Annotated in this window: 16 protein-coding genes; 6 read left to right on the forward strand and 10 right to left on the reverse strand. The window is 57.9% G+C overall.

Annotation, left to right across the window (positions count from 1 at the left end; translation table 11 throughout):
- Positions 1–204 precede the first annotated feature (204 nt).
- The 3 genes from modA to modC are packed head-to-tail and all read left to right on the forward strand — an operon-like array spanning position 205 to position 2,754.
- On the forward strand, positions 205–969 hold the full coding sequence (gene modA, locus ACR0JG_RS19815; protein WP_480572252.1) for a molybdate ABC transporter substrate-binding protein: 765 nt from the start codon (positions 205–207) through the stop codon (positions 967–969).
- A gap of 4 nt (positions 970–973) precedes the next feature.
- Entirely contained in the window at positions 974–1,666 is a 693-nt protein-coding gene (gene modB, locus ACR0JG_RS19820) for a molybdate ABC transporter permease subunit (protein WP_170423885.1), read from the forward strand.
- Positions 1,663–2,754: a molybdenum ABC transporter ATP-binding protein gene (gene modC, locus ACR0JG_RS19825; RefSeq protein WP_170396032.1), complete on the forward strand. Its 1,092-nt coding sequence runs from the start codon at positions 1,663–1,665 to the stop codon at positions 2,752–2,754. Before modB ends, modC begins: the two co-directional genes overlap by 4 nt.
- A 3-nt stretch (positions 2,755–2,757) precedes the next feature.
- Here the strand turns inward: modC and ACR0JG_RS19830 are convergent, their stop codons facing one another.
- Both ACR0JG_RS19830 and ACR0JG_RS19835 read right to left on the reverse strand, forming a co-directional pair.
- A complete protein-coding gene (locus ACR0JG_RS19830; protein ID WP_480572255.1) occupies positions 2,758–3,681 on the reverse strand; it encodes a Hint domain-containing protein in 924 nt (307 codons plus the stop codon).
- Entirely contained in the window at positions 3,678–4,190 is a 513-nt protein-coding gene (locus ACR0JG_RS19835; RefSeq protein WP_480572258.1) for a toxin-activating lysine-acyltransferase, read from the reverse strand. Before ACR0JG_RS19835 ends, ACR0JG_RS19830 begins: the two co-directional genes overlap by 4 nt.
- A 188-nt stretch (positions 4,191–4,378) precedes the next feature.
- Here ACR0JG_RS19835 and ACR0JG_RS19840 point away from each other — a divergent pair, with 188 nt between their 5' ends.
- The gene (locus ACR0JG_RS19840) at positions 4,379–4,795 is read left to right on the forward strand and encodes a hypothetical protein (protein ID WP_170396038.1); all 417 of its coding nucleotides are present in this window, start codon (positions 4,379–4,381) and stop codon (positions 4,793–4,795) included.
- Between the two features lie 3 nt (positions 4,796–4,798).
- Here ACR0JG_RS19840 and hemF read toward each other — a convergent pair whose 3' ends face one another.
- From hemF to clpS, 4 genes are read right to left on the reverse strand one after another with little or no spacing between them, the layout of a single operon-like run.
- Positions 4,799–5,683, reverse strand: coding sequence for an oxygen-dependent coproporphyrinogen oxidase (hemF, locus tag ACR0JG_RS19845; protein WP_480572261.1), 885 nt, complete (start codon positions 5,681–5,683; stop codon positions 4,799–4,801).
- A 5-nt stretch (positions 5,684–5,688) separates the two neighbouring features.
- The gene (locus tag ACR0JG_RS19850; RefSeq protein WP_480572264.1) at positions 5,689–6,489 is read right to left on the reverse strand and encodes an SDR family NAD(P)-dependent oxidoreductase; all 801 of its coding nucleotides are present in this window, start codon (positions 6,487–6,489) and stop codon (positions 5,689–5,691) included.
- Positions 6,490–6,526: 37 nt separating this feature from the next.
- Entirely contained in the window at positions 6,527–7,489 is a 963-nt protein-coding gene (locus ACR0JG_RS19855; protein ID WP_480572267.1) for a class I SAM-dependent methyltransferase, read from the reverse strand.
- Positions 7,490–7,498: 9 nt separating this feature from the next.
- On the reverse strand, positions 7,499–7,840 hold the full coding sequence (gene clpS / locus ACR0JG_RS19860) for an ATP-dependent Clp protease adapter ClpS (RefSeq protein WP_170396046.1): 342 nt from the start codon (positions 7,838–7,840) through the stop codon (positions 7,499–7,501).
- 94 nt (positions 7,841–7,934) lie between these two features.
- Here clpS and ACR0JG_RS19865 point away from each other — a divergent pair, with 94 nt between their 5' ends.
- Together ACR0JG_RS19865 and ACR0JG_RS19870 are read left to right on the forward strand one after the other, a co-directional pair.
- Entirely contained in the window at positions 7,935–8,636 is a 702-nt protein-coding gene (locus ACR0JG_RS19865; RefSeq protein ID WP_223117606.1) for an HAD family hydrolase, read from the forward strand.
- Between the two features lie 281 nt (positions 8,637–8,917).
- Positions 8,918–10,288, forward strand: coding sequence for a D-alanyl-D-alanine carboxypeptidase family protein (locus tag ACR0JG_RS19870; protein ID WP_480572271.1), 1,371 nt, complete (start codon positions 8,918–8,920; stop codon positions 10,286–10,288).
- Between the two features lie 66 nt (positions 10,289–10,354).
- On the opposite strand, the gene ACR0JG_RS19875 is transcribed toward ACR0JG_RS19870, so the two are convergent.
- The 4 genes from ACR0JG_RS19875 to ACR0JG_RS19890 form a co-directional block, all read right to left on the reverse strand.
- Positions 10,355–11,602: a hypothetical protein gene (locus tag ACR0JG_RS19875; RefSeq protein ID WP_480572274.1), complete on the reverse strand. Its 1,248-nt coding sequence runs from the start codon at positions 11,600–11,602 to the stop codon at positions 10,355–10,357.
- A 130-nt stretch (positions 11,603–11,732) separates the two neighbouring features.
- Entirely contained in the window at positions 11,733–12,494 is a 762-nt protein-coding gene (locus tag ACR0JG_RS19880) for a 5-oxoprolinase subunit PxpA (RefSeq protein WP_170514124.1), read from the reverse strand.
- A gap of 12 nt (positions 12,495–12,506) precedes the next feature.
- The gene (locus ACR0JG_RS19885) at positions 12,507–13,502 is read right to left on the reverse strand and encodes a 5-oxoprolinase subunit C family protein (RefSeq protein ID WP_480572277.1); all 996 of its coding nucleotides are present in this window, start codon (positions 13,500–13,502) and stop codon (positions 12,507–12,509) included.
- The gene (locus ACR0JG_RS19890) at positions 13,499–14,248 is read right to left on the reverse strand and encodes a 5-oxoprolinase subunit B family protein (protein WP_480572280.1); all 750 of its coding nucleotides are present in this window, start codon (positions 14,246–14,248) and stop codon (positions 13,499–13,501) included. Before ACR0JG_RS19890 ends, ACR0JG_RS19885 begins: the two co-directional genes overlap by 4 nt.
- Positions 14,249–14,727 lie beyond the last annotated feature (479 nt).

Below are 14,727 nucleotides of genomic sequence, written 5' to 3' on the forward strand. Positions count from 1 at the left end.
GATTGAGCGCTCTACCTCGGGAGTATCCGGTTTTAGAGAAGCGCGACAGCATATTGATCTTGGGTTGGGCGATTCTCGTTTTCCACCGAATTCTGAGTTCAATATAGGCCGTAGCTTTGGTTGTAAGGCCAAAGGGCCTTGCCTGCCACGTGTTGCCTCCGATATTCCCAGAGGGATTGCAACCCTCTGATCCGGAGGCAAAGAATGACGGGCGCCTGTCGCTGTCTGATCGCAGCTTTGGCCTTCTGCGCGATACTCGCTGTCCCGGTTCGGGCCGAGGGCGTGCTGGTTTTTGCCGCCGCCAGCCTCAAGACCGCACTGGACGTGATTGCCAGAAGTTATGAGGCTGAGACCGGGCAAGAGGTGACGGTGTCGTACTCGGCCTCCTCGGTGCTGGCGCGGCAGATACAAGCGGGGGCGCCCGCCGATCTGTTCATTTCCGCCAACGAGGATTGGATGGACGTGCTGCAGGATCAGGGCCTGATCGATACCGCTTCACGTATTGAGTTGCTGGGTAACGGGCTGGTTTTGATTGGTGCGCCGGGGGCTGACACGGCCGAGATTGAGGCGGGGTTTGACCTGAGCACCCGTCTAGGCAGTGGGTATCTGGCCATGGCTTTGGTCGATGCGGTGCCTGCGGGCATCTATGGCAAGGCCGCGTTACAGGGTCTGGGACTCTGGGGCGATGTTCAGGACCGGATTGCCCAGACTGACAATGTTCGTGCCGCGCTGGCGCTGGTTGCGACTGGGGCGGCGCCTTTGGGGATCGTCTATCGCTCGGACGCTGTGGCTGATGAGCGGGTCGGGGTCATCGGTGTCATCCCTGCGGATGTCCATCCGAAAATTGTGTATCCAGCAGCCCTGACTTCTACTGCAGGACCTACGGCGCACGCGCTTTTGACCTATTTGCAAGGCAATTCCGCACGGGCCGAATTTGTGAGGCAGGGGTTCTCCCTGCCCGAAGGGTAGTACGATGGGATGGTTGGGCCCGGCAGAGATGGAGGCATTGCGCCTGTCGTTGCGCGTATCGTTCTGGGCAACGCTGATCACGTTGCCCTTTGGGATTTTCATTGCCTATGCGCTTGCGCGCTGGCGGTTTCCGGGGCGCCAGTTGCTGAATGGTCTGGTTCATCTGCCTCTGATCTTGCCGCCGGTGGTGACCGGCTATCTGCTGCTGCTGACCTTTGGGATTCAGGGGCCGTTGGGCGCGCCTTTGGCCGAGCTTGGGATCGTTTTTGCTTTCCGATGGACTGGCGCTGCGCTGGCTGCCGGGATCATGGCTTTTCCGCTGATGGTGCGCGCGATCCGGCTGTCGATCGAGGCAGTAGACCCAAAACTGGAACAGGCAGGCGCCACTTTGGGGGCGTCGCGTTTGCTGGTCTTTGGAACGGTGACGCTGCCAATGATCCTGCCTGGGGTCATTGCGGGCGCGATCCTGGCGTTTGCCAAGGCGATGGGAGAGTTCGGGGCCACGATCACCTTTGTTTCGAACATACCCGGTCAGACGCAGACGCTGCCCTCGGCAGTCTATGCGTTTTTGCAGGTTCCAGGGGGTGAGGCGGCGGCGACTCGGTTGGTGATCATCTCTATCATCGTCGCCATGGGCGCGCTTTTGCTGTCGGAATATGTGGGCCGTCGTGTGGCCAAACGCGTGGCCGGATCATGAGCCTGTCCGTCCGCCTGCAACACCAGCTGCCCGGGATGAAGCTGGACCTCGATTTCGACGCACCTTCCGGTGTAACGGTTCTGTTTGGGCGTTCTGGTTCGGGAAAGACGACGGTGGTGAATGCAGTCGCGGGGCTACTGAGACCCGAGGCCGGGCGGGTCGCGGTTGGCGATTGGGTGTTGTTCGACACGGATCGCGGTGCGTGGCTGCCGCCACATAGACGGCGCTTGGGCTATATCTTTCAGGAAGGCCGTCTGTTCCCGCATCTGACCGTACGCCAGAACCTGAATTATGGTCGCTGGTTTGCACCGCGCGGGGCACGACGCGAAAACCCGGATCGGGTGATCGAGATGTTGGGTGTTGGCCATCTGCTGGACCGCCGCCCAGCGATGCTATCGGGGGGTGAGAAACAGCGCGTCGCCATTGGCCGCGCCCTGCTGGCCAGCCCGCGCCTGATCCTTGCGGATGAGCCTCTGGCCGCGCTCGACGACGCGCGAAAGGCTGAAATCCTGCCCTATTTCGAACGGTTGCGGGACGAGGTATCGGTCCCGATACTTTATGTGACCCATTCGGCGGCCGAGGTTGCCCGGCTTGCAACGTCCGTGGTCGCGCTGCAGGACGGGCGTGTCGTGCGGCATGGTCCCGCGTCCGATGTTCTGTCGGACCCATCCGTGGCCCCTGCAGGCGTGCGCGCGGTGGGGGCCGTTCTGCGGGTCCGTGTTACGGCGCATCACGACGATGGCCTGTCCGAACTTGATGCCGGTGGCGCTCGTCTTTACCTGCCTCGGATTGCCCATCAAATCGGCGAAGAGCTGCGTATTCGTATTCCGGCGCAAGAGGTGATCCTGTCCAATAGACCACCCGAGGGTCTTTCAGCCTTGAATGTGTTGTCGGGGCAGGTCGAGGCGATCCGGGCAGGTGAGGGGCCCGGTGCAATCGTGTCGGTCAAAACAACTGCGGGTGTTGTGCTGGCGCGCGTGACCCGACGCTCGGTCGCGGCGCTGGGTTTGCAGCAGGGCAGTACATGCTATGCGGTGATCAAGACCGTCGCGCTGGCTCCACAGGATGTCGGTGGGCGGGTTGTCTAGGACCTAGGCAAGCGCACGCGCCTCATGTTCGCGCAGGATCAGCCGCGCAGCAAGGCCGAAGCCGATATGTTCGTCCGAGGCGCGCTCGGGGAATATCTCGGCGAGTTCCTGGAGCGCGTCAGAAGACAGCGTGTGGAGGGTTTCTTCACCCAGAAACAGGCTTTCGGCCTGAGCTCCTTCGGCAAACAAAATCTCGTGCCTGTCAAGCAGGATATGCAGGTATTCGACCGGCTCATCACCGGTATCAATATCTATTCCCGGCCACGAGCACAGATGTTTGGCGGCGACCAACACTTCGGGCGCGCCGAACAGCATCTCGACCTTGGGGCCACGGATCAGGAGGCGATGCTGTTGAGACACCAGCAAATCGCGGGATGGAACACCGGGTCCCAGACTGCCTGCGGTCACACGCACCGGGCGCATCGCAGGATTTGCGCGCAACCGCTCGGGCGACATGGTGCAGCTTTCGATCCAGCGGATCGGCTGTATTCCGTGATCGGCAGTTAACACGTCGTCATCCACGCGCAGGGTCTCAATGGCGCGCTGGCCTTCCGCCGTTTCAATCAGAGTGCCTGCGGTAAAGCAAACGCCTTCGATAGTGATATCAATGATCTGGGTCTGGGTTCCACTGAAGGTGAAGAAACCATTGGTGAAATTGGCGGTGACCGTCACCTCGAACGAGTCCAATTGGATTTCTCCGTCATCGAGGCTATCGAAGAAGGCCGGGTCGACGGTATAGGTCCACGTACCGTTCGCATCTATTGAGGCGGTGCCGAAATCCGGTTGATCGGAGATTGCCCAGGTGGCCCCGGTGAAGGTCCCGAAATCCGATGTTGCGGTGACATCGAGGTCACCCGAGGCGACATTCGGAGGAAAGCCGGTCACGTCGCCCGTGATATCGCCCGATATGGTTACAACCGAAGTCATCCGTTTTCCTGCTCGAGCGTTCTGGCAAATTCGGCATCGCGGTAAAGGCGCATATGCACCTGTTGCTGGTCATCGCGTGTCCATTCGACGATACGTTTTGTGGATAGGTCGCTCCTGAGGCGATTGGTGCGCACGCGTGGGTGCGGGATGTCCCGTTTCAGCATGTCGACGATCTGACGAGTTTGGCCGAAGGGTGCCACCATATCGATGATCCAGAAGGATGAGCCACTGGCGAAATCGACATCTCTCAGCGGCTCTTCCTTCACCGCATAGCGATATTCGGCTTCCGGGCTGAGACCGGCAAATGTCACGAATCCGCGCGGAAAGCCGTTTTGGCGGAAGATGTGATACTGGCCCAATCTCAGCGGCGTTTCGAACGCATAGAGAACCTGTGCCAAACTGCGGTTACGATGCGTTTTGGTCAGGGCAGCCAGATAAAATAACGCACCGAAGTCGGCGTATTTTTCACCGGAAAGATCGAACCAGTCTTTGGGAAATGACTTTTCCACGGGCCACTCTGGAAACTGCTGATGCTGAGATCATAGCGCACCACATATTCAAAGAAAGAATTTTCACTCAAGCTGATGTGTTACGGGTTGAGTTAGACCTGAGGCCCGGTTTGACTATATTGATTCGTATAGGCTGGTTGGTCCCACGTCGTCTCAGCCGTGATCGCGTTTTTCATAGGGTGTTTTAAATGCGTTTTCTTACATGCCTCTCTTTGACAGCCATCATACTGGCCCCCACCATTGCGCAGTCTCAGGGCGTTGGTTTTGGCTATAAACTTAGACCGCAGTTCAGAACCCAGATCACGCCGCTAAAGGATGGAACCTACGAAGTGAAGCCTGTCGGTGGATCCTCGGCCGCGGTCACCTATTGGTGTGGAATTGGTGATTATGCAGTTCGCACATTGGGAGTTTCAAACTCGCAGCGGATTTATGTTTCCAAAGCTTACGAGAAAGGTGTTCGCACAGTGCAGTTTTCGCTAACCCCTCCGCCCGGTGCGGATACCAATCCGGGATATTCTTTGACCGTCAACAGGGTGGGTGAGAACCTGTCCGCCGCTTCGGCGCAAAACTACTGCTTTGATAATTCCATCGATATGGGGTTTTAGCGGTCAGACCCATTTGGCCAAGGGCGGCAGACTCATCAGAACAGCATCAGGGTCGTGCCCGGTTTCCAGACCAAACTTGGTACCCCGGTCATAGACCAGATTGTATTCGGCATAGAGCCCACGATGCACCAGCTGGGTGTTTTTGTCCGCGTCGTCAAAGCTTTGCACTCGGCGTTTTTCGACCAGAGGCAGAAAGGCGGGCAGGAAGGCGCGACCGATGTCCTGCGTCAGCGCAAAATCCGCCTGCCAGTCGCCGGTGCAATAGTCATCCATGAAGATCCCGCCGACACCCCGAGCGCGCTTTCGGTGGGGGATATAAAAATACTCGTCAGCCCAATCTTTGAGGCGCGGGTAGTGGCCGGGTCCGTGCGGGTCGAGATGCGCTTTTTGGGTGGCGTGGAAATGGGCGGTGTCGCCGTCATATTCGATGCAGGGATTCAGGTCGGAGCCGCCGCCGAACCACCAGGCATGTGGGGTCCAGAACATCCGGGTGTTCATATGGACCGCAGGCACATGCGGGTTCTGCATATGGGCCACAAGGCTGATGCCCGAAGCCCAGAACCGGGGGTCGTCCTTCATCCCCGGAATACCCTTGCGCGCGGCCATCGCGTTTTGCGCGCGCTCACCCAGCGTACCAAAGACGGTTGAGACATTAACGCCCACCTTCTCGAACACGCGGCCCCCGCGCATCACCGACATCAGCCCGCCGCCCGCGTCGGAGCCATCGTCAGACTGCCGTTTAGTTTCTTTGACTTCGAACCTTCCCGGCTGAGAATCCGAGAAGGGGCCTGAGGTGTGGCTGTCTTCCAACGCTTCGAAGGCGGTTACGATGTCATCTCGCAACTGGCGGAACCAGGCAGCGGCGGTGGCTTTTTCTTTATCGAACATTGGGATCAGTGGGCCGGGGCTGCGACAGGGTCCAGCAGGGTGCGGCCTCCGTCAATGGTTAGAATTTGGCCTGTCATGAAGCCCGCAGCGTCCGACGCGAGAAATTGCGCGGTTTCGACCAGTTCGTTCGGAGCGGCAATCCGGGAAAGCGGAGTATGTTTTTCGATGTCGTCCCGGAAATCTCGGTTTTCTTTCAGCGTTGACTGCAATGAGGCGCTCATGACCGATCCTAGTGCGATGGAGTTTACGCGAATGCGGCTGGGCGCAAGTGCAACCGCCAACGAACGGGTCATCTGATCCAGCGCAGCGGTCGAAACGGAATAGGCCATCAGATCGGGATGGGTGCGGCGTGCGGCAATCGAGGACAGGTTGATGATTGACCCGGCAGGGTTCTCATCGTCTCCATAAGCCTGTTTGATAAATCGCTTAGCCACTAGTTGGCTCAGTCGCAGCGCGGGCATCAGGTTCTGGTTCAGCAATGTGCGCACGGAATCGTCATCGGTGTCCAGCGGGTCCGACGGGATCACCTGCCGCGCACCATTGATCAGGATATCAACCTGATCAAACGCATCTAGCGTGGCCGAAAGCAGATTGGCTATGGTCAGCTTTTCACGCAGGTCACCGGCGAAATAACGGATGTTGCTGTCATCCGCCTGTTCGCCCAGCTCATCGGACAGGCGCTTTTCATCCATATCGGCGAACATGACATTGGCGCCTGCATCGGCAAAGTGCCGTCCGATGGCCAGTCCGATGCCGTTGGCACCCCCGGTGACGATTGCGGTCTTGCCCGCGATGGAAAAGGACATGCGAATCCTCCTGAGTTCTGGCGCAGGTTAGCGGGCCTCAGCCCCGAGGGCGAGAGGCATGGAAAACCTTGAAGCGGTTGTCTCCTGCCACTTCGTCAACACGGTCGAAAGCCTCGGCCAGCGTGGCCTCGTAAGGCAGGTGGCGATTTGCAACCATCCAGAGTTGACCGTTGCGGGTGAGGTTGCGTGCAGCACTGGTGATAAAGCCCTGGCCCAATGTCGGGTCGGCGCTGCGCGAGGTGTGAAAGGGCGGATTCATGATCACCATGTCCAGCGGCTCGGGCGCGCTCCATTTGGTGGCGTCGGCCCAGTGGAACTGCGCACGGGGGTCGGTGACATTGGCGCGGGCACAAGTAAGGGCGGTGTGGTCGGCCTCAACCAGATGCAGGCTGCGCAAGGTGTCGTCGATCAGCATGGCGGACAGAAAGCCCCAACCTGCACCCAGATCAGCGATGCGCGTGCCGCGCTTGGTTGGCAGAGACTTCAGCAGCAGGGCCGAGGCAGGATCGATACCATCGGCGGAAAACACACCGGGCGCGGTATGGAAGCCGTCAACCATTTGGTTTTCAGGCGCAGCCCAGTCGGCAAAGGCGTCCGCATCAGACTGAAACCAGAAAATCTTGCCATGTGCCTTCGAGATTGGACCCTCGATCGCGACCCGCTTGCGGATGTCTTTCAGCAAACTGTCGACGCCATCGGTTTTGGCCCCGTCCACCACGATGACCCCGCTGGCGCGGCTGCAGGCCTGATGGATCAGCGCCCGGGCCAGCGCCTTGGCGCGCGGTAGAAACACGACTGCATCCTGGCAAGGCGCGTCACTATTGGGCGTAGCGACAAAGCCCTGCGTGGCAAAATGATCGTGGAACGGTTTGAACGGCTGCACCACCTGCGCCTCGCGCGGAAGGTCTGACAAATCGTGGTCCGGGGTAGGCGCCAAAACAGTCAGCGGTTGCGACAGGGTGAGCCCGCTGTTCAAGGCTAGATCAAGGCGAGAGGACATGGCCGCGCGTTATTCTTCGCGTTCCATGGTGCATTGCAGCGGGTGCTGATGCCTGCGCGCGAAATCCATCACTTGCCCGACCTTGGTCTCGGCAATCTCATGGCTGAACACGCCAACCACGGCGACACCTTTCTTGTGCACCGTCAGCATGATTTCGAACGCCTGCGCATGGGTCATGCCGAAGAACCGTTCCAGCACATGCACCACGAACTCCATCGGTGTATAATCGTCATTCAGCAACAACACCTTATACAGCGGAGGCCGCTTGGTCTTGGGGCGCGTTTGCACCAGGACCGACGTGTCGTCGTCTTCGTCGTCCTTTTCAGACATGATCCACTGGTGTTTGCGCATTGCTGTAAGAGAATCTCGATTAACACTACGAATTGTTTCCCGGCTTATATAACGTCACGGTGGCCAGAGAAAAGAGCAACCGGACGGAAATGCGATGCGGGACAAGCTGACAACAATCGGGTTCGATGCAGACGATACCCTTTGGCATAACGAGCGTTTCTTCCAGCTGACTCAGGCATATTTTGCCGAATTGCTCGCCGATCACGCCGATCACGATCACCTGATGGAACGTCTACTTGCCGCCGAAAAGCGCAATATCCAGCACTATGGGTATGGCATCAAGGGCTTTACCCTGTCGATGATCGAGACAGCGATTGAGGTGACGGAAGATCGCGTACCGGCGCGCGTCATCCGCCAACTTGTTGAAGCGGGGCAGGAGATGCTGGCACATCCCATCGAACTGCTCCCCCATGCGCGCGAGGCCATCGAGGCGGTGGCCGAGACGCATAAGGTTCTGCTGATCACCAAGGGCGACCTGATCGATCAGGAGCGTAAGCTGGCGCAATCCGGATTGGGTGAGCTGTTCGATGGCGTCGAGATCGTGAGCGAAAAAACGGCGGCGACCTATGCGGAGATTTTTGACCAGTACGGTGATGGACCCGACGCTTCGATGATGATCGGAAACTCGATGCGTTCTGACGTGGTGGCCCCAATCGAAGCCGGGTGCTGGGGCGTGCATGTCCCGCACGGGTTGGTATGGGAGGTCGAGCAGGCCGAGGTCCCAACTTCCAACCCACGGTTCCGCGAGTTGAAGGATTTGGGTGATCTTTCAGCTTTGATTGATCAGATTTCCTGACCTGTTGCCGTTTGACATCAGTCACAAAAAATTCGATGACACGGCTTGCCTGAAATTCGGCACAATCGCCGGTATGGTGTTCGGGCGCGCATGAAGCACCATATGTAGCGTGAGTCTGGATGTGTATATGATCCACTCAAACGCAGCTTTCAGTTTCTTTAAACCCGTCCCTGTGTTAGCCTGAAGAATATCAAAATAAAAATTGCTGACCGGGAAAACCCGGCGGCGCGAGGCAGACAGAGGCAAAGATCGTGCAGATTCGGCGGACAGTTCCGGCCCGAATGGGCTTATTACTTATAGCATTTCTGTGGCTGCTTTCATTTGCACCACTTCAGGGCATGGCGGCCCCTTACGCGGCCATGGTGATCGACGCACGCACCGGAGAAGTGCTGCATTCCCGCAATGCCGACACGCGGTTGCATCCGGCATCTCTGACCAAGATGATGACGCTGTATATTGCGTTTGAGGCCGTGCGGAATGGTGAGATCACGTTGGACACTCAGGTGCGCATCACCAAGGCTGCAGCGGCTGAGCCGCCCTCGAAGCTGGGTTTGCGCACTGGGCAGCGAATCGCGTTTCGCTATCTGATCCGGGCGGCGGCGGTGAAATCCGCCAATGACGCGGCAACCGCGATCGGCATCGCCCTCAGCGGGTCCGAGGCGGCGTTTGCTCGTCGCATGACCCGCACCGCCAAAGCGATGGGGATGAGCCGGACCACCTTCAAGAATGCCCATGGTTTGACCGAGTCGGGGCATTTGTCGACCGCGCGGGATATGACCACGCTGGGCCGTCATCTGCTGTATGATTACCCGCAGTACTACAATCTGTTCTCGCGCCAATCGACGAATGCCGGGATCAAGACTGTACCGAACACCAACCGCCGCCTTTTGGCAGCCTATCGGGGCGCCGATGGGATCAAGACCGGCTATACCCGCGCTGCAGGGTTTAATCTGGTTGCTTCAGCCAAGCGCAAGGATGAACGTATCATTGCGACCGTCTTCGGTGGTAAATCAGGTGCATCGCGCAACGCCCGAGTGGCCGAACTTTTGGATATGGGTTTCCGCCGTGCCCCCTCGCGTGCGCCAATCCGTAAGCCCGCCCGCCCGGTCTATGCAGGGAATGCAGGTCTTGGTAGTGCACAAGTGGTCGCCCAAGCGGGCCCGCCGAAAAAGAGCCTGCGCCCGGTGTTGCGCCCGGTGGCGAGCGAAACGGTTCAGGTCGCGGGGTCGGTCGCTGCAACGGCTGAAAAAGACAACACCCGGATTCAGGACGGTATCGCTGCTGCGATTGCAGCAGCAGACATAGCACCGTCGGATGGCGACAAGCCTTCCGAAAACGTGGTGCTGGCCTCGGTCGAACCGGCCAAGCAGCCCGAGCCTGAACCCGAAGTTGTGACCCGCTTGTCCACTTCCGGCGGTCACCTTTGGGGCGTCAATGTTGGCCGCTACACCACGCGGTATGAGGCCGAGAAGGTTCTGTTGAAAACTGCGCTGTCGGAAATGACCACTTTGGAAGGCACTTTGCGAAAGGTGAACCAAAGCTCGCGTGGGTTTGACGCGACATTTCAGGGTATGACCCGCGAACAGGCTGATCTGGCCTGTCGTCGGTTACAGGCGCGCAATGTCACGTGTTTCATGATCGGGCCGTCATAAGACCCGGCATTCTCTCCTGGATGGGCCTGGGCTGCGATGACCTCGCAGCCCATTTTTTATGGTAAATCAATCGAAGACGTGGCCGTGCTTGTACTGTTCATCTTGCCCGGCCGCCGCAGTTAAGGCTGCAACGTTATCCTTGGTGAAGAAGCCGTCGTAGTGATGGCAGCGTTCGATGTATTCGGTGATCAGCAGCGTGTGTTTCGAGTGCTTTGAGAAGATCTGTTTCAGGTTCGGATCATCTTTGCATTCCCCGACCACATGGGCCAGGAACGGAACGCCCTTGTCTTTAAGAGTGTTGACCACGAAATCGACATTTTTCTCACCCGCGCCATGGTCGCCGTCCTGGATTTCAACCGCCATGTGGTGCAAGCGTCGTCCGAAATTACGCACGAAATCCTCGGTTGGCATCGGCAATTGCTCGAAAGAGTTCACGAATGAGGGCGTGTTGTTTGCAGTAAAGACCTTGGCAGGGGATTTCTTGTCGTCATCCACATTGGCATTGCGATTCACATTGGTCGACGAGTTCATGTCGAAGATGTTGTACGCCCCCCAGAAGTAATAAGGCACCATGGTCAGAAACTCGAGGATCGCGTCCTCACGTTCCCCGGCCAGAATGCGTGTCGCCAGATGGTCGATCCCCAGCATCAGGGGTGCGATTTTGCTATCCATCCCAAACGCAGCGGCCTGATCCAGCTTGGCTTGTTCCACATCGCTCAGCAAAACACGGTCGCCTAACCCCAGACTGTCTGAGTCGTTGAAATCCAGCGTGGAATAGCCGACACGATTGCACGTGAAATCCGATGGCGTCGTAAAGCGGTATCCTTCCAGCGTGTAGAACGGATTTTCGGTGTCCCCAGAATATTCGAACCGAATATTCTGATCCTCCAGCGATCCAGTCAGCGCCTTCAGGTCGGTGGCACCGTAAATCTCACCTACATATCGCGTCTGCGGCTTACCGCGCGCCAGCGGGTACATACGATTGATACGCGGGATGAAATCCTCGAATGCCGGGCTGAGCGGAGCCATCAGGATCAGCGCCGGATAATCGGCATGTGAATGCATCACCGAGAACTTGTGTGTCTGTCCCAAATAGCTGGTGGTGTGGCGATAGGGGGTCATCACATAAAGCTCGACCAGCGTGTCAAACAGCGCATCTGTCTCGACCTGAATGACAATGGCCCGCATCGCACCGACCTGATCCGCAATGCCCGAGCTGATGCGGCGCTCGTAAATCCTGGGAAGATATTCGGTGAAGAAGTCCGAGTTCTTCTTGTCGCCCCTTGGCTGGTAGGACATCAGATCAAAAGACATAGGCTCACCTCCTTGCGGCGCGTTGCTTGGATTTGTGGTAGTCAGATCATGCACTTGCCATGCATGCTAGGCGCTAAGGCCTGCATGGGCAACAGTTTGGAGATGGGGTGCCAAAGTTACGTTGTTGTAACTAACGGATGAATTTTGTGACCTCGACTCCGCCCGCGATCAGGTTCTCGCGCACCGAGTGCGCGATCTGAACTGCCGTCGGGCCATCACCATGCAGGCAGATCGTATCGATTGAGGTCTCAAGGCGTTTGCCGGATTTGGTGATGATGGCGCCTTCCTTCACCATTTCCAGAATACGTGGTCCGGCCAGCGCCGGATCATGGATCACGGCTCCCGGCAGTGACCGATCCACCAAAGTGCCATCGTCATTATAGGCACGGTCGGCAAAAATCTCGCCCACCCATTTGCAGCCCAGCTCGCGCACCGCTTCTTCTTGTTTGGTGACCGCCAACACCATGATGATGATGTCCGGGTCCACGTCCAATGCACCCTGATAACAGGCCCGCGCCATATCGATATCGACCGAACACATGTTGGCCAGCGCCCCGTGCAATTTCAGGTGACGTACTTCGGTGCCCACCGCCTTGGCCATACCGATTGCCGATCCAAGCTGATAACGCACCAGATTGCGCAAACTGTCATGGGGCACTTTCATGTTTCGACGCCCAAATCCCTGCAGATCAGGAAAACCGGGATGCGCACCGATGCCCACACCGTTCTGGGCTGCCAGAGCCATGGTCTTGGCCATCACATCAGGGTCACCCGCATGAAAGCCACAGGCAATATTGGCCGAGGTGATGATCTTCAGAAGGCTTTCATCATCACCCATCTTCCACGGGCCAAAGCTTTCGCCCATATCGGCATTCAGATCGACGCTCGGCATCGCAATAACTCCTTATTCGGTGGCAGAGATCATTCCGCTGATCAGTTGGTAGGACAGGAGGTCCGGGATGTCATGCGGATCGCGGACCAATGGTTCAACACGGGCGGGCAGGCGGGCAAGGTCGGCCTTAAATGCGGCTTGCAGCGTGATGGCTTGTTCCAGTGTTACGAATTCGAAGCGCACCTCGCCTCCCGCCGGGGTCTGTGCAGCACGAGGCAGATCACAGGGCAGAACGGTTGCGATGCGCGGGTAACCTCCGGTGGTCTGGCACTCGGGCAGTAGGATGAAGGGCGCACCGGTGCCGGTCATCTGTATATCGCCGGGGGTTATGACTTCGGACAGTATGTTCAATTGACCCTTGGCCGCGAAGCCGTCACCTTCACTATCCAGCTGCATACCCATCCGGTTGGCTCGGGCGCCGCGGCGGAATGTCGTTTGCGTAAACCGTGCCAGCGTCTCGTCATCGAACAGTGCAGTTTGAAAGCTGGCCACAACCCGCAACGTCCCACCTGAAAACCGATCCTCCGAACGCAGCTTCAGGCCGGTCTTGCCGGTTTCCGTCGAAGGCAGGTGATCACCCGCTTGAACAGCGCGCCCGATCCTTGCGGTCAGATGGGCCGCGCGTGAGCCCAGAGTCATGTCGGCCCCGATCCCGCCACCCAGATTCAGATACCCGTAACTGCCCTGCAGCACCGACCCGACTACCAGCCGCTGCCCAGCCTCCATATGATGCGAGGCATTCCACAAGACGGGGCTGCCATCGATACTGGCCTGCATCGGTGCGCCGGTCAGCGCGATGGCGGTTGGTGCGGTTGCCTCAAACTCGCCACCCATCCCCGCCATTTCGAGGGCGGCGCTCGTTGGAGTGTTACCAAGCAACGCGGCCCCTTCATAAAGCGCAACTATATCTGCGGCACCCGAACGCGACAGGCCTTGATCCAGATACCCGGTGCGCCCTTGATCCTGAACCGTGCAAGCTGGGCCGATGCGATGGACGATCAGCGTCATGTCGTGATCTCCTCGCAACTCGCACCACCAGAGCCATCAGTGCAGGTTGTACGGATATCCTCAAGCTCTTCGCGCGTGACTGAGATGAACTGCATCTCATCACCGGGGTTGAGGGCAAAACTTTGCTCCATGTCCGGACGAAAGCAACGAAACGCAGTTTGTCCAACATGACGCCATCCGGTTGGGGTTGGCCCCGAGAACAGGACAAATTGCGAAATTGCCAAAACCAACGCCCCTTCAGGTACCATCGGCGTCAGCTCTTTCAGGCGTGGAATGTTGAATTCGGGTCCGAGTGGCCCGAGATAAGGTTGGCCCGGCGCAAATCCGATGGTTAAAACCCGCACACGCGATTGGCTGAGACGATCAATGGCGTCCGCTGGTGACAACCCTGCTGCCAATGCCGCGTCTTCTAGCTGTGGCGCAAGATCGGAACCGTAGACCGTCGGCACTTTCCAGAATCGTCGCCCCGCAGGCAAAGATGCAGCGTACCAATCGCGACTGACCAGCATAGCCCGCAGCAACTCTTCGATGTCCCGATGCGACAGGCTTAATGGATCAAACCTTATAAATGCAGATGCCAGCGAGGCCGACGTCTCAAGCACGCCGTCAATCTGCTGCGCCTCGACTGTGCCCCGAAACGCCAGGGCGGCGCGGTTGGACGGCTCGGACATGGTTTGCGCAAAGGTCACCAACAGACCGTCAAATCCAACGGTTCGCAGCAAGGGAAACTTAATGTCATTCGTCATATCAAGGTCACAGGCGTATCGGGTTTGCTTTGAAAAGACCTGAGCCTATCCATAGACAATGCGCAAGGCCCTGTAAGACCAACTTGCATTGCGCCTGACGGCGCCGATATCGGGCGCGATTCCGGGATTAGAAATGAATCGCTGATTGCCGTCGAGTCGGTATAGTCTTGTGGGTGACTGTAGTGTTCTCACTATATGTTGGGTTTGAACCAACAAGCACTGAAACCTAGGCGGTATATCTGGTGTGCTTGAAGGATGATTTTCGCCGATTTCTATGAGGTGAGTGCCACTCAACTATTTGAAACTATTGCTTAAAAAATGAATTTGAAGTTTTTTGCGATATTCTTGAATTTTCCACTTGCGCGTTGAATGCGTAAGGCATAGAACGCCCTTCACCGGCGCTGCTGAGGTGCTGGGACGCGGTGGGAGCTGCGGAGACGCTCGGGAGAGACTGGGGGCATCTGAGGTTTTTGATTGGG

The sequence above is a fragment of the Ruegeria sp. AD5 genome, from assembly GCF_056542345.1.

Excerpts from the sequence above, each read along its gene's own strand:
- clpS (WP_170396046.1), bottom strand. The coding sequence starts at position 7,840 with ATGCGCAAACACCAGTGGATCATGTCTGAAAAGGACGACGAAGACGAC.
- ACR0JG_RS19880 (WP_170514124.1), bottom strand. The coding sequence starts at position 12,494 with ATGCCGAGCGTCGATCTGAATGCCGATATGGGCGAAAGCTTTGGCCCG.
- modC (WP_170396032.1), top strand. The coding sequence starts at position 1,663 with ATGAGCCTGTCCGTCCGCCTGCAACACCAGCTGCCCGGGATGAAGCTG.
- ACR0JG_RS19850 (WP_480572264.1), bottom strand. The coding sequence starts at position 6,489 with ATGTCCTTTTCCATCGCGGGCAAGACCGCAATCGTCACCGGGGGTGCC.
- ACR0JG_RS19865 (WP_223117606.1), top strand. The coding sequence starts at position 7,935 with ATGCGGGACAAGCTGACAACAATCGGGTTCGATGCAGACGATACCCTT.
- modA (WP_480572252.1), top strand. The coding sequence starts at position 205 with ATGACGGGCGCCTGTCGCTGTCTGATCGCAGCTTTGGCCTTCTGCGCG.
- ACR0JG_RS19840 (WP_170396038.1), top strand. The coding sequence starts at position 4,379 with ATGCGTTTTCTTACATGCCTCTCTTTGACAGCCATCATACTGGCCCCC.
- ACR0JG_RS19885 (WP_480572277.1), bottom strand. The coding sequence starts at position 13,502 with ATGACGCTGATCGTCCATCGCATCGGCCCAGCTTGCACGGTTCAGGAT.
- ACR0JG_RS19870 (WP_480572271.1), top strand. The coding sequence starts at position 8,918 with ATGGGCTTATTACTTATAGCATTTCTGTGGCTGCTTTCATTTGCACCA.
- ACR0JG_RS19890 (WP_480572280.1), bottom strand. The coding sequence starts at position 14,248 with ATGACGAATGACATTAAGTTTCCCTTGCTGCGAACCGTTGGATTTGAC.
- ACR0JG_RS19875 (WP_480572274.1), bottom strand. The coding sequence starts at position 11,602 with ATGTCTTTTGATCTGATGTCCTACCAGCCAAGGGGCGACAAGAAGAAC.
- hemF (WP_480572261.1), bottom strand. The coding sequence starts at position 5,683 with ATGTTCGATAAAGAAAAAGCCACCGCCGCTGCCTGGTTCCGCCAGTTG.
- modB (WP_170423885.1), top strand. The coding sequence starts at position 974 with ATGGGATGGTTGGGCCCGGCAGAGATGGAGGCATTGCGCCTGTCGTTG.
- ACR0JG_RS19855 (WP_480572267.1), bottom strand. The coding sequence starts at position 7,489 with ATGTCCTCTCGCCTTGATCTAGCCTTGAACAGCGGGCTCACCCTGTCG.
- ACR0JG_RS19830 (WP_480572255.1), bottom strand. The coding sequence starts at position 3,681 with ATGACTTCGGTTGTAACCATATCGGGCGATATCACGGGCGACGTGACC.